Source organism: Micromonospora sp. CPCC 205561 (genome assembly GCF_036906775.1).
GTDB lineage: Bacteria > Actinomycetota > Actinomycetes > Mycobacteriales > Micromonosporaceae > Micromonospora.
In genome coordinates, this window is sequence record NZ_JBAKHV010000004.1 from 1 (window position 1) to 21,915 (window position 21,915).

At 73.7% G+C, this 21,915-nt stretch carries 20 protein-coding genes; 12 read left to right on the forward strand and 8 right to left on the reverse strand.

Going from position 1 to position 21,915, the window contains the following annotated elements:
* Window positions 1–262: 262 nt before the first annotated feature.
* On the reverse strand, window positions 263–2,206 hold the full coding sequence (locus V6V16_RS04405; RefSeq protein ID WP_334559662.1) for an amylo-alpha-1,6-glucosidase: 1,944 nt from the start codon (window positions 2,204–2,206) through the stop codon (window positions 263–265).
* 42 nt (window positions 2,207–2,248) lie between these two features.
* Between V6V16_RS04405 and V6V16_RS04410 the strand changes: the two genes are divergently transcribed.
* The 4 genes from V6V16_RS04410 (at window position 2,249) to V6V16_RS04425 (ending at window position 7,855) form a co-directional block, all read left to right on the forward strand.
* On the forward strand, window positions 2,249–4,957 hold the full coding sequence (locus tag V6V16_RS04410; protein ID WP_334559664.1) for an MGH1-like glycoside hydrolase domain-containing protein: 2,709 nt from the start codon (window positions 2,249–2,251) through the stop codon (window positions 4,955–4,957).
* A 350-nt stretch (window positions 4,958–5,307) separates the two neighbouring features.
* On the forward strand, window positions 5,308–5,709 hold the full coding sequence (locus V6V16_RS04415; RefSeq protein WP_334559666.1) for a TetR-like C-terminal domain-containing protein: 402 nt from the start codon (window positions 5,308–5,310) through the stop codon (window positions 5,707–5,709).
* Between the two features lie 161 nt (window positions 5,710–5,870).
* Window positions 5,871–6,578: an HAD family hydrolase gene (locus tag V6V16_RS04420; RefSeq protein WP_334559668.1), complete on the forward strand. Its 708-nt coding sequence runs from the start codon at window positions 5,871–5,873 to the stop codon at window positions 6,576–6,578.
* Window positions 6,579–7,063: 485 nt separating this feature from the next.
* On the forward strand, window positions 7,064–7,855 hold the full coding sequence (locus V6V16_RS04425; protein ID WP_334559670.1) for a L,D-transpeptidase family protein: 792 nt from the start codon (window positions 7,064–7,066) through the stop codon (window positions 7,853–7,855).
* A 113-nt stretch (window positions 7,856–7,968) separates the two neighbouring features.
* Here the strand turns inward: V6V16_RS04425 and V6V16_RS04430 are convergent, their stop codons facing one another.
* The 3 genes from V6V16_RS04430 to V6V16_RS04440 form a co-directional block, all read right to left on the reverse strand.
* The gene (locus V6V16_RS04430; RefSeq protein WP_334559672.1) at window positions 7,969–8,244 is read right to left on the reverse strand and encodes a hypothetical protein; all 276 of its coding nucleotides are present in this window, start codon (window positions 8,242–8,244) and stop codon (window positions 7,969–7,971) included.
* A 233-nt stretch (window positions 8,245–8,477) separates the two neighbouring features.
* Window positions 8,478–9,179, reverse strand: coding sequence for a VOC family protein (locus V6V16_RS04435; protein WP_334559674.1), 702 nt, complete (start codon window positions 9,177–9,179; stop codon window positions 8,478–8,480).
* 48 nt (window positions 9,180–9,227) lie between these two features.
* The gene (locus tag V6V16_RS04440; protein WP_334559676.1) at window positions 9,228–9,806 is read right to left on the reverse strand and encodes a DsbA family protein; all 579 of its coding nucleotides are present in this window, start codon (window positions 9,804–9,806) and stop codon (window positions 9,228–9,230) included.
* 234 nt (window positions 9,807–10,040) lie between these two features.
* Between V6V16_RS04440 and V6V16_RS04445 the strand changes: the two genes are divergently transcribed.
* The 4 genes from V6V16_RS04445 to V6V16_RS04460 are packed head-to-tail and all read left to right on the forward strand — an operon-like array spanning window position 10,041 to window position 14,425.
* Window positions 10,041–11,330 (forward strand): ABC transporter substrate-binding protein, encoded by a 1,290-nt coding sequence (locus V6V16_RS04445; RefSeq protein WP_334559677.1) that lies wholly within the window; start codon window positions 10,041–10,043, stop codon window positions 11,328–11,330.
* A 46-nt stretch (window positions 11,331–11,376) separates the two neighbouring features.
* On the forward strand, window positions 11,377–12,375 hold the full coding sequence (locus V6V16_RS04450; protein WP_334559678.1) for a carbohydrate ABC transporter permease: 999 nt from the start codon (window positions 11,377–11,379) through the stop codon (window positions 12,373–12,375).
* A gap of 1 nt (window position 12,376) precedes the next feature.
* Window positions 12,377–13,210, forward strand: coding sequence for a carbohydrate ABC transporter permease (locus V6V16_RS04455; protein WP_334559679.1), 834 nt, complete (start codon window positions 12,377–12,379; stop codon window positions 13,208–13,210).
* A 9-nt stretch (window positions 13,211–13,219) separates the two neighbouring features.
* Entirely contained in the window at window positions 13,220–14,425 is a 1,206-nt protein-coding gene (locus tag V6V16_RS04460) for an ABC transporter ATP-binding protein (protein WP_334559680.1), read from the forward strand.
* Between the two features lie 60 nt (window positions 14,426–14,485).
* Here the strand turns inward: V6V16_RS04460 and V6V16_RS04465 are convergent, their stop codons facing one another.
* Together V6V16_RS04465 and V6V16_RS04470 are read right to left on the reverse strand one after the other, a co-directional pair.
* Window positions 14,486–15,220 carry a YsnF/AvaK domain-containing protein gene (locus V6V16_RS04465; RefSeq protein WP_334559681.1) on the reverse strand — a complete coding sequence of 245 codons (735 nt, stop codon included), beginning with the start codon at window positions 15,218–15,220 and terminating at the stop codon, window positions 14,486–14,488.
* Between the two features lie 216 nt (window positions 15,221–15,436).
* Window positions 15,437–16,504, reverse strand: a complete 1,068-nt coding sequence (locus tag V6V16_RS04470; protein WP_334559841.1) for a winged helix DNA-binding domain-containing protein — start codon at window positions 16,502–16,504, stop codon at window positions 15,437–15,439.
* Window positions 16,505–16,674: 170 nt separating this feature from the next.
* Between V6V16_RS04470 and V6V16_RS04475 the strand changes: the two genes are divergently transcribed.
* From V6V16_RS04475 to V6V16_RS04485, 3 genes are all read left to right on the forward strand, one after another.
* Entirely contained in the window at window positions 16,675–17,064 is a 390-nt protein-coding gene (locus V6V16_RS04475; protein ID WP_334559682.1) for a hypothetical protein, read from the forward strand.
* Window positions 17,065–17,162: 98 nt separating this feature from the next.
* Window positions 17,163–17,921 carry a HipA family kinase gene (locus tag V6V16_RS04480; protein WP_334559683.1) on the forward strand — a complete coding sequence of 253 codons (759 nt, stop codon included), beginning with the start codon at window positions 17,163–17,165 and terminating at the stop codon, window positions 17,919–17,921.
* On the forward strand, window positions 17,918–18,286 hold the full coding sequence (locus V6V16_RS04485) for a DUF3037 domain-containing protein (RefSeq protein ID WP_334559684.1): 369 nt from the start codon (window positions 17,918–17,920) through the stop codon (window positions 18,284–18,286). The genes V6V16_RS04480 and V6V16_RS04485 overlap by 4 nt, the downstream gene beginning before the upstream one ends.
* Window positions 18,287–18,474: 188 nt before the next feature.
* Here the strand turns inward: V6V16_RS04485 and V6V16_RS04490 are convergent, their stop codons facing one another.
* Window positions 18,475–18,963, reverse strand: a complete 489-nt coding sequence (locus V6V16_RS04490; RefSeq protein ID WP_334559685.1) for a GNAT family N-acetyltransferase — start codon at window positions 18,961–18,963, stop codon at window positions 18,475–18,477.
* A gap of 117 nt (window positions 18,964–19,080) precedes the next feature.
* Here V6V16_RS04490 and wrbA point away from each other — a divergent pair, with 117 nt between their 5' ends.
* A complete protein-coding gene (gene wrbA / locus V6V16_RS04495; protein ID WP_334559686.1) occupies window positions 19,081–19,698 on the forward strand; it encodes an NAD(P)H:quinone oxidoreductase in 618 nt (205 codons plus the stop codon).
* A gap of 83 nt (window positions 19,699–19,781) precedes the next feature.
* On the opposite strand, the gene V6V16_RS04500 is transcribed toward wrbA, so the two are convergent.
* Window positions 19,782–21,716 carry an anthranilate synthase family protein gene (locus V6V16_RS04500; protein ID WP_334559687.1) on the reverse strand — a complete coding sequence of 645 codons (1,935 nt, stop codon included), beginning with the start codon at window positions 21,714–21,716 and terminating at the stop codon, window positions 19,782–19,784.
* Between the last annotated feature and the right edge of the window lie 199 nt (window positions 21,717–21,915).

Sequence of the window (21,915 nt, forward strand, 5' to 3'; positions counted from 1 at the left end):
CAGGGCGTGCACGTGCCGGCCCAGCCCGCCGACCAGCACCGGCGGGTACTCCCAGGAGAGCATCAGCACCCGCTGTCGCCGGGCGGGGTGGATGTCGATCACGTCGGCGTCAGGTGACATGCGGCCCCCTTTGAGTTGTCCCCGAGCGCGCGCCGGCCGGCACCGTGGCCGGTGCTCGTCGACTGTCGCGACTGGATCGGGACCCATCCTGCTGGTGGCTGGATAACCGGCGGAGACGCCGCCGTTGCGGTCGTGTAAAGCGCTACCGGCTGATCGTGCGGACGCGCAGCAGCTCGGCGACCGACCACGCCTGGAAGGGGCACCCGGTCGCGGCGTGCGGGGCGAGGCCGTCCGCCGTCTCACTTACCGATCCTAGTCCATACTCGGTCAGATGCGCCTCGATGCCGACGAAAAGGTCATCGAGTGGCATCTTGGCGCGTCGGGCCGCGTCGGCGTACGGGCCGAGCAGCCACGGCCAGACGGTACCCTGGTGGTAGGCGCCGTCCCGCTCGGCCGGACCGCCCCGGTGCCGCCCGACGAACTCCGCCGAGTCGGGGGAGAGGCTGCGCGGACCGAGCGGGGTGAGCAGCCCGCCGGCGATCCGCCGCAGCGTCGGCTCGTCGGGCTCCAGCGGGGCGTACGGCAGCGACCAGGCCAGCAGCTGGTTCGGGCGGAGCAGGTCGTCGTCGTGGTGCGCGGCCCCGCCCAGCGGGTACGCCGGCGCGGGCGCGTCCACCACGTCGTGCAGCCAGCCCGCGGGCGCCGGGAACCGGTCCCGGAACGCGGCCACGGCCCGCCCGTGCAGCCGCCACAGCTCGCCCGCGTCCCGCCCCGCCAGCTCGGTCAGCTCTGCCAGGCCGGCCAGCCCGTTGACCCAGAGCGCGTTGACCTCCACCGGCTTGCCGGTGCGCGGCGTGACGGGCACCCCGTACACCCGGGCGTCCATCCAGGTCAGCGCCGTCCCGGGGGTGCCGCCCTGGGTGAGCAGCCCGTCGGCCGGGTCGACGGCGATGCCGAACCGGGTGCCGGCCAGGTGCGCCCCGACCACCGAGTGCAGCGCGGGCAGCAGCTCGTCGCCGAGGTCGGTGTCGCCGGTGACGGTGACGTGCCGGCTCACCGCGTGCAGGAACCACAGGGTCGCGTCGACGGTGTTGTACTCCACCCGCCCGGTGTCGGCGGTGTTGGCGAGCATCCCCTCCGACAGCGTCGCCGCGTACGCCCGCAGCAGCTCACGCCCTTCGTCGTGCCGGTTGGTGCAGAGGAACAGCCCCTCGTAGGAGATCATCGTGTCCCGCGACCAGGCGCCGAACCACGGGTACCCGGCCACCACGTCCGGCCCGGTGGCCGTGCGGATCACGAACGCGTCGGCGGCCAGCGCGAGCGTCGCCCCGACCGGGTCGGCGGGCCGCGCGGCGGCCACCACCCGCCGGTTGCGGGCCCGGGCCGCCGCGACCACCTCGGTCGCCGGCGGTGGCTCCTCGGCCAGGTCGCCGGCCCAGGCGAGCACCGCCACCGTGTCGCCGGGGCGTTCCAGCTCGCCGCAGAAGCGGCCGGCGTACCAGAGGTCCTCGTCGGGGTTCAGGCCCCGCGCGGCCTCCTCGCGGTGGTGCGCGCCCAGCCACCACTGGCCCTCCGGGGTCCAGTCCGGCCCGGCGAGCCGGAACCCGCCCTCGACCACCGCCCCGCCCGGCACCGGCTCCACCCGGGGGGCCGGCCCGTCGGCGCGGCGCTCGCCGTGCGCGTCGCGCCAGGTGCAGACCGCCGCCAGGTCGAGCCGGACCGGGCCGCCGGAGACCAGCCGGTGCACCACCGCCACGCACGGGCGGCCGTACGTGATCGCCAGCTCCCGCTCGATCACCACGTCGCCGATCCGCCACCGCCACCGGGGCAGGCCGTCGGTCAGGTCGAAGCGCTCCAGCAGCTCGAAGCCGCGCGGGTCGATCTCGCCGGAGGCCCACTCGTGCGCGCCCAGGCGCACCCGGGCGCCCGAGGGCAGCACCACGGCCGGGTCCAGGCCGACCAGTCCCACCCGACGGGACGCCGGCGTCTCGCCGGCCACCACCAGCAGGCCGTGGTACCGGCGGGTACGCAACCCGCTCACCGTGCCGGTGGCGTAGCCGCCGAGACCGTCGGTGACCAGCCACTCCCGGGCGGCCCCGCCGGTCGGCTCGGCGCAGACCTGCGGACCGAAGCTAATGTCGATCAACTTTCCTCCACCGACGGCGGGGTGTGACACACCACGACGAGAATGGCTCCTGTGGTGAAGTCCCCCGGGGGCGTCGAAGATGTCCGAGTGATCACCGACGCGCCGCCCCCCGACGACTCCGCGCCCGACCCCGAACGGCTCCGGCTGGCTCAGGCCGACGCCGGGGAACAGGACTGGCGCGCATGGGGTCCCTATCTCTCCGAGCGGGCGTGGGGGACGGTACGGGAGGACTACAGCGAGCACGGTACGGCCTGGGACTACTTCCCGCACGACCACGCGCGGTCCAGAGCCTACCGGTGGAGCGAGGACGGCATGGCGGGCGTCTGCGACGACCGGCAGACCTTCTGCTTCGCGCTGGCCCTGTGGAACGGCCGGGACCCGATCCTCAAGGAGCGGATGTTCGGTCTCGGCGGCGACGGCGGCAACCACGGGGAGGACGCCAAGGAGTACTGGTGGTACGAGGACTCCACCCCCACCCACTCCTGGATGCGCTGGCGCTACCACTACCCGCAGGCCGCCTTCCCGTACGACGAACTGGTCGCGGTGAACGCGCTGCGCGGCCGCGACGACACCGAGTACGAGCTGGTCGACACCGGCATCTTCGACGACGACCGGTACTGGGCGGTGACCGTCGACTACGCCAAGGCGGCACCGACCGACCTCTGCGTCGTGGTCACCGTGGCGAACCGGGGCGACCGGGCGGCCACCCTGCACGTGCTGCCCACCCTCTGGTTCCGCAACACCTGGGCGTGGGGTCTGCCCGGCGGCGACCGGGTGCCCCGCCTGGTCGGCGAGGGGTCGCGGCTGGTCGGCGAGCACCGGGTGCTCGGCCAGCTGCTGCTGGAGGGCGACGGCGAGCCCACGCCGCTGCTCTGCGACAACGACACCAACGCCGAGCGGCTCTGGGGGCTGCCGGGCCGCTCCCGCTATCCGAAGGACGGCATCAACGACCACGTCGTCGACGGGGCCGCGACGGTCAACCCGGCGCGGGAGGGCACCAAGGGCGCGCTGCACTACGTGCTGAACGTGCCGGCCGGGGCGCAGCGGCGCATCCGGCTGCGGCTGACCCGCACCGCCCCGCCGCCCGGCGGCGGCACGCCCCCGCCGGCGGACCTGGGTGACGGCTTCGAGGCGGTGCTCTGGGCCCGGCGGGCGGAGGCGAACCGCTTCTTCGGTGGGGTGATCCCGGCCGCGGCGACCCCCGACGAGGCGCTGGTCGCCCGGCAGGCGATCGCCGGGCTGATGTGGGGCAAGCAGTTCTACCACTTCGACGTCACGCGCTGGCTGGAGGGCGATCCCGGCTCCACGCCCCCGCCGGCGGGCCGCCGGCACGGACGCAACAGCTCCTGGCGGCACATGACGAGCTTCGACGTCATCTCCATGCCGGACCCGTGGGAATACCCCTGGTACGCGGCCTGGGACCTGGCCTTCCACTGCGTCAGCATCGCCCGCGTCGACCCCGGCTTCGCCAAGGAGCAGCTGCTGCTCCTGCTCCGCGAGTGGTATCTGCACCCCAACGGCCAGATCCCGGCGTACGAGTGGGCGTTCGGCGACGTGAACCCGCCGGTGCACGCGTGGGCGGCGCTGAAGGTCTTCGAGATCGACGGCGGCCGGGACCACGACTTCCTGGCCCGGGTGATGCACAAGCTGCTGCTCAACTTCACCTGGTGGGTCAACCGCAAGGACACCGGCGGCAACAACGTCTTCGAGGGCGGCTTCCTCGGGCTGGACAACGTGGGCCCGTTCGACCGGTCGGCGGCGCTGCCGGTGGCCGGCGTGCTGGAGCAGTCCGACGGCACCGGCTGGATGGCCATGTACGCGCTGAACCTGCTCGACATCGCCGTCGTGCTGGCCGAGCACGACCACACCTGGGTCGACACCGCCACCAAGTTCTTCGAGCACTTCGCCTACATCGCCGCGGCCGCGTACGAGCAGGGGCTGTGGGACGCCGAGGACGCGTTCTTCTACGACGTGCTGCGCCTCGCCGACGGCTCGAAGGTGCCGCTGAGGGTCCGCTCGGTGGTCGGCCTGCTGCCGCTCGCGGCGACGACCCGGCTCACCGCCCGCACCCTGCACCGACTGCCCGAGCTCGGCGCCCGGCTGCGCTGGTTCCTCGCCAACCGCCCGGAGTACGCCGACGTGATCGGCGCCCGGCGGCTCGGGCCGGACGGCCGCCAGCACCGGCTGCTCTCCATGGTCGGCCCGGAGCAGATCGTCCGGCTGCTCGCCCGGATGCTCGACACCGACGAGTTCCTCTCCGACTACGGCCTGCGTACCCTCTCCCGGGCCCACCTGGACAAGCCGTTCTCGGTGACCCTCGGCGGCCAGGAGTTCAGCGTCGGCTACGAGCCGGCCGAGTCCACCAGCGGGCTGTTCGGCGGCAACTCCAACTGGCGCGGCCCGATCTGGATGCCGACCAACTTCCTGCTGATCAGCGCGCTGCGCGACTATGCCGCCTTCTTCGGCGACGACCTCCAGGTGGAGTATCCGACGCGCTCCGGGGTGAAGCGGACCCTCGACGAGATCGCCGACGACCTCTCCGCGCGGCTGATCTCCCTCTTCACCCGGGACGGCTGGGGCCGGCGGCCGATCTACGGCGCCGCCCAGCTCTTCCAGACCCACCCGGACTGGCGCGACCTGATCTGCTTCCCCGAGTACTTCCACGGCGACAACGGCGCCGGCCTGGGCGCCTGGCACCAGACCGGCTGGACGGCGCTGGTCGCCGACCTGATCCTCACCCTGCGCCGCTGAGGCCGGCCGCCGCCCGCACCCACGCCGCCGAGGCCGCCCACCGCCCGCCCCGTGCCCGTCGGGGCCACACGCCGCGTCCGCCCCGGGTGCGGCGTGCCGCCCGGCCGCCCCGCGGAGTCGCCAATCCGTCGCGAACCTGTCGCGCACGGTGACGCTCGCTAGCATCGACGGGGTGTCGTCAGCAGACGGAGCAGACGCCGCCCCGGCCGAGCGCGAGCGCGCCGTGCTGGCCGCCCGGCGGCTGGCCGAGGCCGAGGGCTGGGCGGCGGTGACCCCACCGCCGGCTGGCCGAGCGGACCGGGATCGAGATCGAAGCCCTGTACCGCCGCTTCCCGGACCCGGCCGCGCTGATGTCCGCCGTGGCGGTGCGCGGCTTCGCCGACCTTGCCGCCGCGCTGGCCGCCGCCCGGGCCGTCGCCGCCGAGGACGACGGCTGCGGCTGGTCGGCCGTGGTGACGGCCTATCTGGACTTCGCGTACGCCAGTCCCGAGGTGTACGACGCGATGCTCGCGCACACCGCGGACCTCACCCTGGGCCGGGACCCGGGACCGGGGGCGCCCCGCGCCGCCTTCGCGGAGCTGCGCGCGGCCCTGGCGCCGCTGGCCGCCGGCCGCGACCCCGACACGCTCGCCGAGGTCGGCTGGGCGCTGCTGCACGGCACGGTCATGCTGACCCGGGGCGGCCGGCTGCGCCCGGAGAAGCAGGAGCAGCGCGAGGAGCTGATCGTGGCCCGGCTGCTCGCCGGCCCGTGACCCGGTCGGACGCCCGGTCGGGACGGCCCCCGCCGCGCCACCCGCCCCACCGCGCCGACGGCGCGGCGCGGATGGCGGCGGCGCGACGGGCCGCCGAAAACCGGGTGAGCGGGGCCGGCGGCCCGCAGTACCGTGGCCCGGCCGCCGACAGGAGGGAAGCGATGGGGGACACGACGCGCCGGCGCGACGGACAGGTGCTCGTCTTCGACGCCGACGACACGCTCTGGGAGAACAACGTCCTCTTCGAGCGGGTGATCGACGACTTCCTGGAGTGGCTGGACCATCCGACCCTCGACCGGGCCGCGACCCGGGCCATCCTGGACGACATCGAGCGGGCCAACACCGTCGCGCACGGCTACGGCAGCAAGGTCTTCCTGCGCAGCCTCGGAGAGTGTCTGGAGCGGCTGCGGCAGCGGCCCGCCACCGTGGCCGAGCAGCGCGAGATCGAGGATCTGGCGGCGGCCCTGGTGGCACACCAGGTGGAGCTGATGCCCGGGGTGGCCGAGGCCCTGGACGCCCTGGCCGGCCGGCACGAGCTGCTGCTGCTGACCAAGGGCGAGCAGGAGGAACAGCAGCGCAAGCTCGACGCCTCCGGGCTGCTGCACCACTTCCGGGCCGCGCACGTCGTGCGGGAGAAGGACGTCGACACCTACCGGTGGCTGACCCGGGAGCACGGCTTCGACCCGGCCGTCACCTGGATGATCGGCAACTCCCCGAAGTCCGACATCCGGCCCGCGCGCGCCGCCGGGCTGAACGCCGTGTTCATCCCCAACGACAACACATGGGTGCTGGAGCACGACGAGCTGGACCCGGCCGACACCGGCGTGCTGCGGCTGTCGGCCTTCACCGAGCTGCTGCGCCACTTCTGAGCCGTATCCTGCCTTCGGGCAACGGCTCCGCACGACCCGGGCGCGGTGGTCGCCTCGACGGGAAACAGCGTCGGCCCGTAGGGCCGCGTTACGTCGAGATGCCGCTTTTTCGCCTTGCCATCAATCACGCTCGGTCGGCCCGCTTCGTCCTTGTCCGGGCGGGACTGACACGCCTAGCCTGATTCGGCGCTCACGGCTCTTCGGGGTGAGTCGGGAGTGTGCGGGGAGTCCGGTGGTGGGCACCGAGGAGCTGAGTGCAGGCGGCAGGCTCGCCGTGTCGAGCCCGGCGTGGGCGGTGCCACGCCCGCGCGCCCGGCCGGCGACGCCAGCCACCACGCCGGACGGCTCAGATCAGGACCGGGGAGTTGCGGCCCCGGTCCTGATCGCCTCCGGCGGCCGTTCCCACCCCGGTCGCCACGCGGAGATCGGGAGCGCGTGCCGGCAGTGGACCACCGCAGGGCACGTCGGCTGCCAGGATGGCCGACATGAAGCGGAGAACTCTCATCCTCGCCGCCGTCGGCGGCGCGGTCGCCCCCGCCCTCGTCGCCCCCGCGACGCCTGCTGCCGCGGCGACCGGAGACGCCACCTGGAGCACCACGACCGTGGCCCGCCACCCCTCCGACCGGCGCAGGTGGGTCGAGCCGGGCAACCGCGCGGCCCGGCTGCGGACGCTGCCGGTGGAGACCAGGCAGGTCGTCATCGTCGGCGGGAACGGCTACGCCACCACCCACGCGACCCTGGAGACGTACGCCAAGGTGTTGGGCCACTGGCGGCCGGTCTCGGGCGCGTTGCCCGCCCGGATCGGCTCGAAGGGGTTCAGCGACAACCACGTGGAGGGCGTGCCGAACACCCCGACCGGGGTCTACTCGATCGGCCCGACCATGTACGGCATCGCGGCCGACCCCGGGGTGCGTTACCCGTACCACCGGCTGGTCAGCGGCGACTGGTGGAACGAGAACCCGCAGTCGGCCGCGTACAACACCTTCCAGCACAGCGCCACCAACCCCGGCGGCTACAGCGAGGCGCTGTGGAAAGAGGTTCCCGCGTACACGCACTTCGCGGTGATCACCTACAACATGGCGCCGAACGTGGCGAAGCCCGTGCCGTACGCGGGCAGCGGCATCTTCCTGCACGAGTTCAGCACCAGCGGCGGCAACGCCACCGCCGGCTGCGTCAGCCTCTCGCACCGCCACCTGGTCGGCGTCCTGCGTTGGCTGAACCCGGCGCTCTCCCCGCGCATCGTGATCAGTCCGTACGCGAACCTCGGCCGCTACTGACCCCCCGGCGACGACGGATCGGCGAGCACGCGGACGACCGGCGGACGCGCACGGGGCCGACGCGCGTCGACCGCGCCGGCCCGGGGGCCCGGCGCGGTCGACGGTCGGGTGTCTCAGGAGGCCTCGCCCCGGACGATCGCCACCGCCACCCGGCAGAACTCGTCCATGTCCGGGTTGAAGCCGGCCGCGATGTCGGGGTGCAGGCCGGAGCGGGTCTCCTCGAGCAGCCGCTGGCAGACCTGTTCGACCGGCTCGCCCGCGTAGCTGGCGGTGACCCGTTCCGTGGCGGCCTGCAGGGCCGAGGTCAGCTGGTCCTCCAGCGGGCCCCGCAGCTTCTGCTGCACGGCGTCCAGCCCGCGAGGGTCCAACGTGACATGTGGCTCCGACATCGGCACTCCCTTCGTCGGCGTCCGCGGTACCCCGCCGCGGCCCGCGGTCAAACCACCACGACCGGCCCGGACAGCGGAGCCCGCCGGCGTGCGTCGGCGCGGGAGCACGGGCGTCCCGCACGACGGCACCTCCCCGTGGGGACGATCCTGCCCAACCGACGGGGCGGCGGAGGGGTGTTCCCGCGAGAACCAACCGATCAGGGCGGGCCGCCGGCGGCCGGCGGCCGCGCCGCTCACCCGGCGGAACGCGCGAAGGCGCAGAACTCGTTGCCCTCCGGGTCGGCGAGGATCCACCAGCTGATCGCGTCGTCCGGCTCGCGCAACAGCGTCGCACCGGCCCGGATCAGTGCCGTCGGCTCGGCGTCGGTCAGGTCGACGTCCCAGTGCTGGCGATTCTTGACCGTCTTGCGCTCGGGCACGGGGTCGAAGACCCAGTGGTCCCAGGGGAAGCCGGCCGCACCCACCACCGACGCGGCGCCGTCGTCGCCCGCGTCGACCGTGCCGCCCGTCGCGCGGGCCCACCAGGCGGCCTGGGCGGCCGGGTCCGCGGCGTCGACGACCAGCTCGAACGGGCCGGGCCGGGCACCCGCCCGGGGTGGGAACGCGCAGAACAGGTTGCCCTCGGGGTCGGCCAGCACCCACCAGTCGATCTCCGCGTCGGGCTCCCGGACCAGCCGGGCGCCGGCCGCCAGCAGCGCCGCCGGCCCCGCGTCGGCCAGCCGCAGGTCGAGGTGCACCCGGGTCTTGACCGTCCTCGCCTCGGACACCCGGTTGACCCAGAGCGACTCCGCGTCCGAGCGGGCGGCCCGCGGGTCGACGCGGGTGTCCCCGTCGCCGAGGTCCACCACGTCGCCGTCGAGCATCCGACCCCAGAAGGCGCCCAGCGCGTGGGTGTCGGCGGCGTCCAGGCAGAGGTCCTTGAAGCGAGCGATCATCCGCCCATCATGCCGCCGACGCCGACTCCGGCACCGCCGACGGGCCGGTCAGTGGCGGGCGCGCTTGACCTCGTGGAAGGCGGGCATCCGGATCAGGGGGAGCAGCGAGTCCCAGACCGTCAGGGCGTCGTCGGTCCCGGGGACCTCCGTCAGGATCGGGCCGTGGACGCCGCGCTCGGCGCCGGGCACCATGAGCACCGGGGAGCCGACGTCCGGGCCCGCCGAGGCGTACGCCAGGGCGTGCGACTCGCGTACCGCCTCGTCCCAGCGGTCGTCGTCGAGTGCCGGCGCGGCCCCACCCAGGCCGGCCGCCTCGACGGCCGCGGCCACGGTCTCGGCCGACAGCGGCTCGCCGGCGTCGTGGGTGCGGGTGCCGAGCTCGGCGTAGAAGCGCGCGACGTCGTCGTGGCGGCCCTCGGCGCGCAGCGCCTCCACCAGCCGCAGCGCCCGGCTGGAGGCGGTCGTCGCGGCGGCGAACTCCGGTGGCACCCGGCCCTCGTTGAGGATGGCCAGGCTGAACGCCCGCCACTCGATGCGCAGCCCTCGGGCGTCGGCGACCGCGACCAGCCAGCGCGAGGTGCGCCAGGTCCACGGGCAGGCGGGGTCGAAGAAGAAGGTGGCGTCCATCGGCCGAGCGTACGGGCGCACGGGCCGCCCCGCACGGCGGTGACGGCCGTCACCTCCCGCGCGGTCGCCGGCGTCGCGGACGCGTCAGGTTTCGCGCCTTCCCGGGTCGGGCAGTGTGGGGGCCAGGAAGCGTCCGGGGCGAGGAAAGCACTGGTCAGAGGCCCCGAGCGGCTCGCCGTGCGCCGGGGCGCGGAAGCCTCACCCCGGCCCTCGGCCGACACGAGGGGAGGGGTGATGAGCGACGCTGACAGGGCCCGACGCCGACGGCGGCCACGCGTACGCGCGGTGGCCGCCGCCGCGGCGTTGACGCTGGTGGCACCGGTGGCGGCCGCCTGCGGTTCCGGTGGGGACGGCGGTACGCCCACGATCAACCTGTACTACCCGCCCGAGCAGAACCTGCAGAAGGTCGTCGACGACTGCAACGCGCAGGCCCGGGGGCGCTACGAGATCGTCTACCGGGTGCTGCCCCGGCAGGCCGACGACCAGCGGGTGCAGATGGTGCGTCGGCTGGCCGCGCAGGACAGCGGGATGGACGTCCTCGGCCTCGACGTCACCTGGACCCAGGAGTTCGCCAGCGCCGACTGGATCAGGGAGTGGACCGGGCAGGACCGGGCGGAGGTCGAGCGGGGCACCCTCGCCGGCCCGCTGGAGACCGCCCGCTACCAGGACAAGCTCTACGGCGCGCCGAAGAACACCAACGTCCAGCTGCTCTGGTACCGCAAGGACCTGGTGCCGCGACCGCCGAGGACGTGGGACCAGATGATCTCCGTCGCGCAGGAGCTGAAACAGCAGGGCAAGCCGCACCAGGTGCTCACCATGGGCGCCCAGTACGAGGGCCTCGTCGTCCTCTACAACACCCTCGCGGAGAGCGCCGGCGGCAAGATCCTCAGCGACGACGGCAAGCAGGCCGTGATGGACGCCGGCACGGTCCGGGCGCTGGAGCAGCTTCAGCGCTTCGCCACGTCGGGCGTGACCTCGCCGTCGTTCAGCAACGCCACCGAGGACCCGGTCCGGCTGGAGTTCCAGTCCGGCAAGGGCGCCTTCCAGGTGAACTGGCCGTTCGTCTACCCCGCTCTCCAGGAGGCCGACCCGGAGCTGGCGAAGCAGGTCGGCTGGGCCCGGATCCCGGGCGTCGACGAGAACACCCCGAGCAAGGTCACCATCGGCGGGGTCAACCTCGCGGTGAGCGCCTACTCCGAGCACCCCGAGGAGTCCTTCGAGGCGGCCCGGTGCATCCGCAACGAGAAGAACCAGAAGTTCTCCGCCGTCAACGACGGCGTGCCCCCGACCATCGAGAGCGTCTACGACGACCCGGAGATGGCCGAGGCGTACCCGATGCGGGAGACCATCCTCGAAGAGCTCAAGGAGCCGGCGGTGCGCCCGCTGACCCCGGCGTACCAGAGCATCTCCACCGTCATGTCGGCGATCCTGTCGCCGCCGTCGGCGATCCGTCCCCAGCAGACCGCCGACGAGCTGCGCGACGCCATCGCCGACGCCCTCGAGTCGAAGGGGGTCCTGCCGTGAGTGAGCGCATCCGGCGACTCGACGCCGACCGCCCGGAGGCGGCGGCATGAGCGTCAACGCCACGCCGGCGGGCGCCGAGGCGGCCGCCGCCGAGACGGCCGCCCGGCCCGGCCGGGCCGCCAAGGTGCCGGCCCAGCGCGCCGGCCGGGGCCGCAGGGCCCCGCTGAGCGAGAACAAGAAGGCCGAGCGCCGGCTGGGCTGGCTGCTCTGCGCACCCGCCGCGCTGGTCATGCTGCTGGTGACCGCGTACCCGATCATCTACTCGGTCTGGCTCTCCCTGCAACGCTACGACCTGCGCTTCCCCGCCGAGCGCGAGTTCGTCGGGCTGGAGAACTACGCGACCGTGCTGACCAACGAGTTCTGGTGGACGGCCTTCGGGGTGACCGCGCTGATCACGGTGGTCACCGTCGCCGTCGAGCTGGCACTCGGCATGGGACTGGCGCTGATCATGCACCGCACCCTGGTCGGCCGGGGCATCGTGCGGACCGCGGCGCTGATCCCGTACGGCATCGTCACGGTCGTCGCGGCCTTCTCCTGGCGGTACGCGTGGACGCCCGGCACCGGCTACCTGGCCAACCTGTTCAGCGACGGCGCGCCGCTGACCGAGCGGGCCAGCTCGCTGGCGATCATCATGCTCGCCGAGATCTGGAAGACCACGCCGTTCATGGCGCTGCTGCTCATGGCGGGCCTCGCCCTGGTGCCGGAGGACCTGCTCAAGGCCGCCTCCACCGACGGCGCCACGGCGTGGCAGCGGTTCACCAAGGTGATGCTGCCGGTGATGAAGCCGGCGATCCTGGTCGCGCTGCTCTTCCGCACCCTGGACGCGTTCCGGGTGTTCGACAACATCTTCGTGCTGACCGCGGGCGGCAACGAGACCTCGTCGGTGTCGATGCTCGCCTACAACAACCTGATCCGGGGTCTGAACCTCGGCATCGGGTCGACGATGTCGGTGCTGATCTTCCTCACCGTGGCGATCATCGCCTTCGTCTTCGTGAAGCTGTTCGGTACCGCTGCCCCCGGCAGCGACGACGGGGAGAGGCGCTGAGATGGCCGAAACCACCACCCGGGCCAGGCTGCGCTGGGGCCTGCTGGACGCCATCGTGGTCGTCTTCGCGCTGGTGCCGGTGCTCTGGATCATGTCGTTGTCGTTCAAGACCCCGGCCACCCTGACCGACGGGAGGTTCATCCCGCGGGAGTGGACGCTGGACAACTACCGGTCGATCTTCTCCACGGACCAGTTCGTCCGGGCCCTGGTCAACTCGATCGGCATCGCGCTGATCGCCACCGTGATCGCGGTGGTGCTCGGCGCCATGGCCGCGTACGCGATCTCCCGGCTGGACTTCCCCGGCAAGCGGCTGCTGGTCGGCGTCTCCCTGCTGATCGCGATGTTCCCGCAGGTGTCGCTGGTGTCGCCGTTGTTCGAGATCGAGCGGCAGCTCGGCCTCTTCGACACCTGGCCGGGCCTGATCCTGCCGTACATCACCTTCGCGCTGCCGCTGGCGATCTACACGCTGTCGGCGTTCTTCAAGCAGATCCCCTGGGACCTGGAGAAGGCGGCGAAGATGGACGGCGCCACCCAGGCGCAGGCGTTCCGGCGGGTCATCGCCCCGCTGGCCGCGCCGGGGCTCTTCACCACGGCGATCCTGGTCTTCATCTTCTGCTGGAACGACTTCCTCTTCGCCATCACCCTCACCTCCACCGAGCGGGCCCGCACGGTGCCGGTGGCGCTGTCGTTCTTCACCGGCGAGTCGCAGTTCGAGGATCCCACCGGGGCGATCTGCGCCGCCGCCGTGGTGATCACCATTCCGATCATCCTGTTCGTCCTCTTCTTCCAGCGCCGCATCGTCTCCGGCCTGACCTCCGGCGCAGTCAAGGGATAGGTGGTACTCATGGCTGACATCGTGCTCGACAAGGTGAGCAAGAAGTTCCCGGACGGGACCGTCGCCGTGGCCGACGTCGACCTGGAGATCGCCGACGGCGAGTTCGTCATCCTGGTCGGCCCGTCCGGCTGCGGGAAGTCGACCACCCTCAACATGATCGCGGGCCTGGAGGACATCAGCTCCGGCGAGCTGCGTATCGCCGGCCAGCGGGTCAACGACAAGGCCCCCCGCGACCGGGACATCGCGATGGTGTTCCAGTCCTACGCCCTCTACCCGAACATGACCGTGCGGGAGAACATGGCCTTCCCGCTGCGCCTGGCGAAGCTGGACAAGGAGACGATCCACCGGAAGGTGGAGGAGGCGGCGAAGGTCCTGGAGCTCTCCGCGCTGCTGGACCGCAAGCCGGCCAACCTCTCCGGCGGCCAGCGGCAGCGGGTGGCGATGGGCCGGGCCATCGTCCGGCAGCCGAAGGCGTTCCTGATGGACGAGCCGCTGTCCAACCTGGACGCCAAGCTGCGGGTGCAGATGCGCACGGTGGTGTCGCGCCTGCAGAAGAAGCTCGGCACCACCACCGTCTACGTCACCCACGACCAGACCGAGGCGATGACCCTCGGCGACCGCGTGGTGATCATGCGGGGCGGCGCCGTGCAGCAGGTGGGCCCGCCGCAGGAGCTCTACGACCACCCGCGCAACCTCTTCGTCGCCGGGTTCATCGGCTCGCCGTCGATGAACTTCCTGCACGCGGTGGTCGAGGACGGCAGGCTGCGTACGGCCCTGGGCGACGTGCCGATCGGCGAGCGGATCCGGCGGGAGCTGGAGGGCGCCGACGCGCCCCGCGAGCTGATCCTCGGCATCCGCCCGGAGCACTTCGAGGACGCCGCGCTGATCGACGACGACACCCGCCGGCGGGGCGTGGAGTTCGAGGCGCCGGTCGACATCGTCGAGTCGATGGGCTCCGACAAGTACGTCTACTTCAGCGTCGAGGGGGAGCGGGCCAGCGCCGCCGAGCTTGAGGAACTGGCGGCCGACGCGGGCGCCGACTTCAGCGGCGGTGGCACCAGCCTGGTGACCCGGCTGTCGGCCGAGTCCCCGGTGGAGGAGGGGCGGAGCCGGCGGGTCTGGTTCAACCTGGAGAAGATCCACCTCTTCGACCCGTCCAACGGGCGCAACCTGACCCTGCACGAGGGGCGGGCGGCCGGCGCGCTCGCGGACTGACGTACGACGGCACGGGCGGGTGGGTCGAACCGACCCACCCGCCCGTCACCGCGTCAGCGGTCAGCGACGTCGCCGGCTGGGCTCCGGGATGTCGGCGTCGACCCGCTCCCGCCGGATGCGGTCGTCGATGGCCTGCTCCTCGACGACCTCGTCCTTGGCGAGGTGGACCCGCTCGACGGGTACCGTCTCCTTGGCGACCACCGGCCGCTCGGCCCGCAGGTTCATCTCCTGCTCGGCCTCGCCGATGTCGGCGCGTACGCCACGCGCGTCGCGGGCGGCGATGGGCTCCCGCTCCACGTACACCTCGTCGTGCTCCACCGGCACGGTGGTGTGCACGTCCTCGGTGACCACGTACTTGCGCAGTCGCGCCGTACCGGCCGGCTGGCTCTCCGTGCCGACCCGCATCCGCTCCTCGGAGCGGATCATGTCCTCGCCGGCAGCCGGTGCCCGTCCCCGGCCAGCGGTCGGGGGCGCCTGCGGCGCCAGGCGGTAGTGCGCGTAGAGCTGCTCGATCTGGTCCGTGTCCAGCGGCTGGTCGGTGCCGGCGTCCACGGCCGGGGCGTTCTTCACGGTCGACTTGTCGTAGTCGACCGCGAGCCCGCGATCGGTGACCTGGGCCTTCTCCAGCGGAGCCATCGACTCCTTGTGGCCCATCAGCCCGGTCTTGACACTGACCCAGGTCGGCTCGCCGGCGGCGTCGGCCCAGATCTGACCCACGCTTCCGATCTTCGACCCCGAGCGGTCCGTGACGTCCTGTCCGTACAGCGAGTTGGCCTGCTGTGCGTTGAGCATCATGGTCGTCAACCTCCCTCTCGTGTGCACCGGCCGGATACCCGGTGGGCCGGCCCGGATTCGTCGCCACCCCGTCGAATAGCAGCACCCCGCCCCTTGGCTGCGTCGATCTTGCGTATTGCGCCCGGACGAATGACGCGTCATGGTCAGATCCGGGGCCGAAAGTGCAAGATCGACGCAGTGGGGGCGGAGTGCGGCGTGAGGGGCGGAGGGGGGTGTTCAGGCGGTCCAGGTCAGGTGGGGTGGTAGCTGGAGGAAGTCGGCGTACCGGGTCAGGGCGGCCTCCACCCGGGCCCGGGCCCGCTCGTCGAGGGGTGCCAGCGGGGACACCGCGACCGTCACCCGGGTCTTGCCGAGCGTCCGCTTCCAGGTGCCAACCACCCGGCCGTCGCGCACGACCGTGGCCTGGAAGACGCCGTTGCCACCCGGCACGACGGCGGCCCGGTGCGCCGGATCAAGCATCAGCGCGCGGTCCTTGAAGCCCAGCAGGTACTCGTCGAAGCCGGGCAGCACCAGCAGGTCGTCGACCGGCTCGCGGGGCGCGTCCAGCAGGGCGGCGTCGACCAGCGCCTCCTCCCCGCCGACGCGCACCGGTGCCAGGGCGTCGCCGGCGGCGGCCAGACCGCGCCGCGCGTCGGTGAGGGTCAGCCCCGTCCAGCCGGCGAACTCCCGGGCGTCGACCGGGCCGTGGGAGCGCACGAAGCGGTGGGCGAGGGTCGCCAGGGCCTCGTCCCGCTCCGGCCGGTGCCGATCGGGCACCCACTCGTCGAGCAGGGCGAAGGTCTGCTCGGTGCCGACGTTCGGCGCGAGGCAGGTGACGCCGCGGACGCTGGCGTACCAGAGCAGGTGGTAGCCGCGCTGGCCGCCGGTGCCGATGCCGGCCGCCTCCAGCGCGGCCAGGCAGCGCGCCCGGGTGAGCCGCCCGCCGCCGGCCAGCGCGGCGCCGAGCACCTCGACGGCGCGGTCCGCGTCGGCCTCGGTCAGTTCGAGCCGCGCGCGGCGCGCCGCGACGCCGGCCAGCGAGCGTACGCCGGTCAGTTCCAGCATCCAGCGGGCGTCGCGGGGCGGCACGAGGTGCACGGTGCCCCGCATCGGCCAGGTGCGCAGCGCCTCCCGGCGCTCCAGCGCGGCGTGCACGTCGGCGTGGCGCAGCGCGGGCAGCCGCACCCCGAGCGACCACATGCCGCTGGCCAGGTCCTGCGCCTGCATGGCCCCGAACCACTGCACCACCTCGGCGACGCCGCCCGGGCGCACGGTGGGGTGCGGGCGGAGCAACAGGCTGGTCATCCGCAGCGCGAGCGCCTCGCGCCCGGTCAGCTCAACGGGCACGGGGTCTCCTCCGGTCGGCCGGGCACCAGCCTAGGGTCCTCCTCCGACATCCGACGCATGACGGGCGGCGGGGCGGGAAAGCGGGCCGCCAGTGGGCGCACCACCCGCGGGCGCCCGGAGGGAGCGACATGACCGCGTCCAGCGAGCCGGCCCGCGGTGCCGGCGTACCGACCCGTGCCGGCCGTTCCGGGCCGGCGGCCAAGACCAGCGCCGCCGCGGCCTTCGCCCTGGTCTTCGGGGTGGCCGCGCTGATCAGCGTGCTGACCGTGATCCTGTCCTGGATCGGTCTGCTGCTCGGCATCATCGGAGTGATCCTGGGCATCGTCGGGCTGAAGATGGCCGGCCGCCCCGGGGTGACCGGCCGGGGCGTGGCGATCGGCGGCCTGGTGCTCAGCGCCCTGGCGGTGCTGCTCGGGCTGGCCTTCGCCGCCGGGGTCACCACCTTCCTCAACAACGAGGGCGGCGTGGACCGGATCCAGCAGGAGGTCGACGACCTGCGCGACCGCCTCGACAACTGACCGCGCGGCCCGCCGCCAGGCGGCTCGCGACCCGCCCGGCCCCGCCGCCGGGCCGGGTCGCGCGGCCCGCGCGGTGCCCGTCCGACTAGGGTGGTGCCGTGCTCCGCGAGGTCTCCGGGATCCGGTACGTCACCCCGCTGCGCGAGGGCGGCTCGCTGCCCGGCGTGGTGGAGGCCGACGACCTCGGTACGTACGTGGCGAAGTTCCGGGGTGCCGGGCAGGGCCCCAAGGCGCTGGTCGCCGAGGTGATCTGTGGTGAGCTGGCGCGTCGGCTGGGCCTGGCGGTGCCGCCGCTGGTGGTGCTCGACATCGACCCGGTGATCGGGCGGGCCGAGCCCGACCAGGAGGTGCAGGAGCTGCTGCGCAACAGCGGCGGCGCCAACCTGGGTATGGACTTCCTGCCCGGGGCACTGGGCTACGACCCGGTCGCGCACCCCGTCGAGCCGGCGCTCGCCTCCCGGGTGCTCTGGTTCGACGCGTACGTGGAGAACGTCGACCGCAGCTGGCGCAATCCCAACCTGCTCGTCTGGCACCGCGAACTCTGGCTGATCGACCACGGCGCGTCCCTGTACTTCCACCACAACTGGCCGCGGGCCGAGGCGGCGGTGCACCGGCCGTACCGGGCCGGCGACCACGTGCTGGCGTCCTACGCCAGCGAGCTGGCCGAGGCGGACGCCGAACTGGCGCCTCGGGTGGACCGGGACCTGCTGACCGAGGTGCTGGCCCTGGTGCCCGAGAGCTGGCTGGCCGGCGCCGACTTCGACTCCGCCGGGGCGGCTCGCGCCGCCTACGTGGACCACCTGGCCCGCCGGGTGGCGCGCACCGCCGACTGGCTGCCGCGGGGAGGTGCGGCGTGAGGAGGCCCTTCGAGTACGCCGTCGTCCGGCTGGTGCCCCGGGTCGAGCGCGGCGAGCAGGTCAACGTCGGCGTGCTGCTCTACTGCCAGCATCGGGACTTCCTGGGCGTACGCACCCATCTGGACGCCGGCCGGGTGCGGGCGCTGGCCCCGGAGGTCGACCTGGCCGCGGTGGCCGCGGTGCTCAGTTCGTGGGACCGGACCTGCGCCGGCGACGGCCCGTCGGGCGGGATGCGGCTGGGGGAGCGGTTCCGCTGGCTGGCCGCCCCGCGCAGCACGATGATCCAGACCGGGCCGGTGCACACGGGTCTGACCGCCGATCCGGCGGCCGAACTGGAGAGGCTGATGGACGCGCTGGTCCGTTGACCGGCGCCGCCCCTGATCGCGCTCCGGCGACGTCGCCGACGGAGCGCGATCCCCCGTTCAGGTCGCCCGGTGCCCGGCGGCTTGCCGGATCCGCCGGCACCGGTGCGACCAGCATCCCGCCCCGGGGGCCCACCGGTACGCATTCCCATCGAGTCTTGCGGATATCTTGAGCTGTCCGGGCGGCGGCCTCAGAGCCGGCGGTGCATGACCAGCAGGTCCACCAGTCCCTCGCCGGGGTGCCGGAACGCCTCCGGCACCCGGCCGACCACCTCGAAGCCGAGAGACCGCCACAGCGCCACCGCCCGGGTGTTCGTCGCCACCACGGCGTTGAACTGCATGGCCCGGTAGCCCTCGGCCCGGGCCAGCGCCAGCACGTGCTCGCCCAGGGCGCGTCCCACGCCGCGCCCGCCGGCCGCCGGCGCGACCATGAAGCTGGCGTTGGCGACGTGGTCGCCCGGGCCGAGCTGGTTGGGCACCAGCTTCGCCGAGCCCAGCACCGCGCCGTCGGCGTCGACCGCGACGACGGTGCGACCCGGTGGCGGCACCAGCCACATCGTTCGGGCCCGCTCCTCGGCGACGTCGCGCGGCCAGGTGTACGTCTCCCCGGCCGCCACGATCTCCCGCAGGAAGGGCCAGACCAGCGGCCAGTCGTCGATGGTGGCGGCTCTGATCTGCATGCCTCCAGCATCGCGCGTGCGGCGGGCCGGCCGGACGGCTGACCCCGGGAGAGCGTTTGACGCCGCAAGTAACGGGTAGTCGCCGGAGCTGACCCGACACGAGGAGGGAAACATCCGATGGCTGCCCAGACCAAGGTCGCGGTGATCTACTACAGCGCCACCGGCATCACCTACCAGATGGCGCAGGCGGCGTGTGAGGCCGCCGGTGAGGCCGGCGCCGAGGTGCGGCTGCGTAAGGTGCACGAGCTGGCGCCGGACGAGGCGATCCGCTCCAACTCGGGCTGGCAGGCGCACCACCTGGAGACCCAGGACGTCCCCGAGGCGCAACTGGACGACCTGTCCTGGGCCGACGTGGTGATCTTCGGAACCCCGACCCGGTACGGCGTGATGGCCGCCCAGCTCAAGCAGTTCATGGACACCACCGGGCCGCTGTGGTCACAGGGTGCCCTGGCGAACAAGGTGTACTCCGCGTTCTGCTCGACGGCCACCTCCCACGGCGGGCAGGAGGCGACCCTGTTGTCGATGTTCAACGTCTTCTACCACTGGGGCGGCGTCGTGGTCACCCCCGGCTACACCGACCCCAGCCAGTTCGTCGCCGGCAACCCCTACGGCGCCTCGCACACCAGCAACAACGGCGAGACCGCACCGGACCACGTCGCGCTCGGCGCCACCGCGCTGACCACCAGGCGGGCGGTGCTGATCGGTACGGCGCTGAAGGCGGGCCTGGCCGGCTGAGCGCGGCGACCGGCGGCCCGGGCGGGGGCTCTCGGCCCGTCCGGACCGCCGGTCGCAGGCACCCCTACCCACGATCGGGGTGACTATGCGCGCTCGGCCGCTTCCGACGGGTGCCCGGCCCCCGACCGGCCCGCCTCCGCCGGCAGCAGGCCGGCCAGCAGCTCGGCGAGGACGGCCACTCCGTCGGGGCTGAGCACCGACTCCGGATGGAACTGCACCCCCGCGAACCCCCGCCCGCGCAGCGCGTGCACCGCGCCGTCCGCCGCGTCCCGCGCCAGCTCCACCGGGCCGTACGGGGTGGCCAGCCGGTCGACGTCGGCGCGCGCCGTGAAGGTGGCGTAGAAGCCGACCCGGCGGGGCGTGCCGAAGAGCTCAACCTCCCGCTGGAGCCCCTGGTAGGGCGCGTCGCGCCGGTGCGGCGCCAGCCCGAGCAGGCCGGCGAGCAGCTGGTGGCCCAGGCAGACGGCCAGGGTCGGCCGGCCCTCGGCGAGCAGCCCGGCGAGCAGCCCGCGCATGGCCCGGATCTTCGGCTCGGTGGTGCTGCCCGGGTCGCCCGGCCCCGGGCCGACCACCACCAGGTCGTACGCCTGCACCGGGCCGGCGGCGTGCCACGGCCGCAGCGTCACGGCCAGGCCCAGGGCGCCCAGCTGGTGGGCCAGCATGCCGGTGAAGGTGTCCTCGCCGTCGACGATCAGCACCGTCCGGCCGCGCAGCCCGGGCGGGCCGGCGTCGCCGGGGGAGCGCTGGTCCAGCCAGAACCGGGCCAGCGGGGCGTTGCGCGCGGCCAGCGCGGCCCGGACCTCCGGGTCGTCGGCGAGGCGCCCGGCGGGTTCGGGGCCGGCGGCGGGCGCCTGCGGGCCCAGGCCCAGCGCGGCGAGCACGCCGGCCGCCTTGGCGTGCGTCTCGGCCACCTCGCCCTGTGCCGTCGAGTGCCGGACCAGGGTGGCCCCGACCGGCACCCGCAGCTCGCCCGCGGGGGAGATCTCGGCGGTACGGATCAGGATCGGCGCGTCCAGGGTCTGCCGGCCGGCGTCGTCGCGCCCGAGCAGCGCCAGCACCCCGGCGTAGTAGCGCCGTCCCGTCCGCTCGTGCCGGGCGATGACCCGGCAGGCGTTCTCCATCGGGCTGCCGGTGACCGTCGGGGCGAACATCGTCTCCCGCAGCACCTCCCGGACGTCCCGGGTGCTCCGGCCGGCCAGCAGGTACTCGGTGTGGGCCAGGTGGGACATCTCCTTGAGGTACGGCCCGACCACCTGGCCGCCGTGCTCGGCGACCGTGGCCATCATCTTCAGCTCCTCGTCGAGCACCATGTACAGCTCCTCGACCTCCTTGGGGTCGGCGAGGAAGCGCAGCAGCGCGGCCCGGTCGGGGGCCGCCCCGGCGTGCCGGAACGTGCCACTGATCGGGTTCATCATCACCAGGCCGTCGTCCACGCTGACGTGCCGCTCCGGGCTCGCCCCCACCAGGATCCGGGTGCCGGTGTGCACCAGGAAGGTCCAGTACGCCCCGCGCTCGCCCAGCAGCAGCCGGCGCAGCGCGGCGAGCGCGGCGAGCAGCGGCGGGCCCTGCACGGTGGCCCGCATCGCCCGGTGGATGACGAAGTTCGCGCCCTCGCCGCGCCCGATCTCCTCGGCGAGCACCCGGCCGACCGTGGCGGCGTAGTCGTCGTCGCTGACGTCGAAGCCGGCGTCGGCGGTGCGCACGGGCGGCTCGGGCAGCGCGGCGAGCACCTCGACCAGTCCCACCCGCTCGTGCCGGTCGATCTCCAGGCACTCCAGCGGGGCGCCGTCGTCCACGCAGGCGAAACCCCGCTCGGTGACCTGTCGGAACGGCACCAGCGCCAGGGTCCTCGGGCCGGGCGCCCCGTCGGGCAGGGGAATGTCGGCGAGCCGCCGCACGGCGCGTACCGTGCCGGTGAAGAGCTCCAGGTGAGCGGCGCCCTCGCGGCGGACGAGCGCGAACGGGCCGGGGTCGACGCCGTCGGCGACGGCGGCGAGCAGGTCGGGCAGGTGGGTCATCGGGTCTCCTCGGGCCGGGGCGGCGCCGGGCCGGGCGGCCGGAGGGCCGGGGAGAGACCGGCGGCCGCCTCGTGGGGCGGCCGCGTGGGAAGCTACGCGCGGGGGATGGCCGCCGGGTCGGCGGGCCACCAGCAGGACAGGTGCGCGAGCATGCGCTCACCCTACGGTCCGCCGCGCACGCCGGGAAGCCGATCGGGCG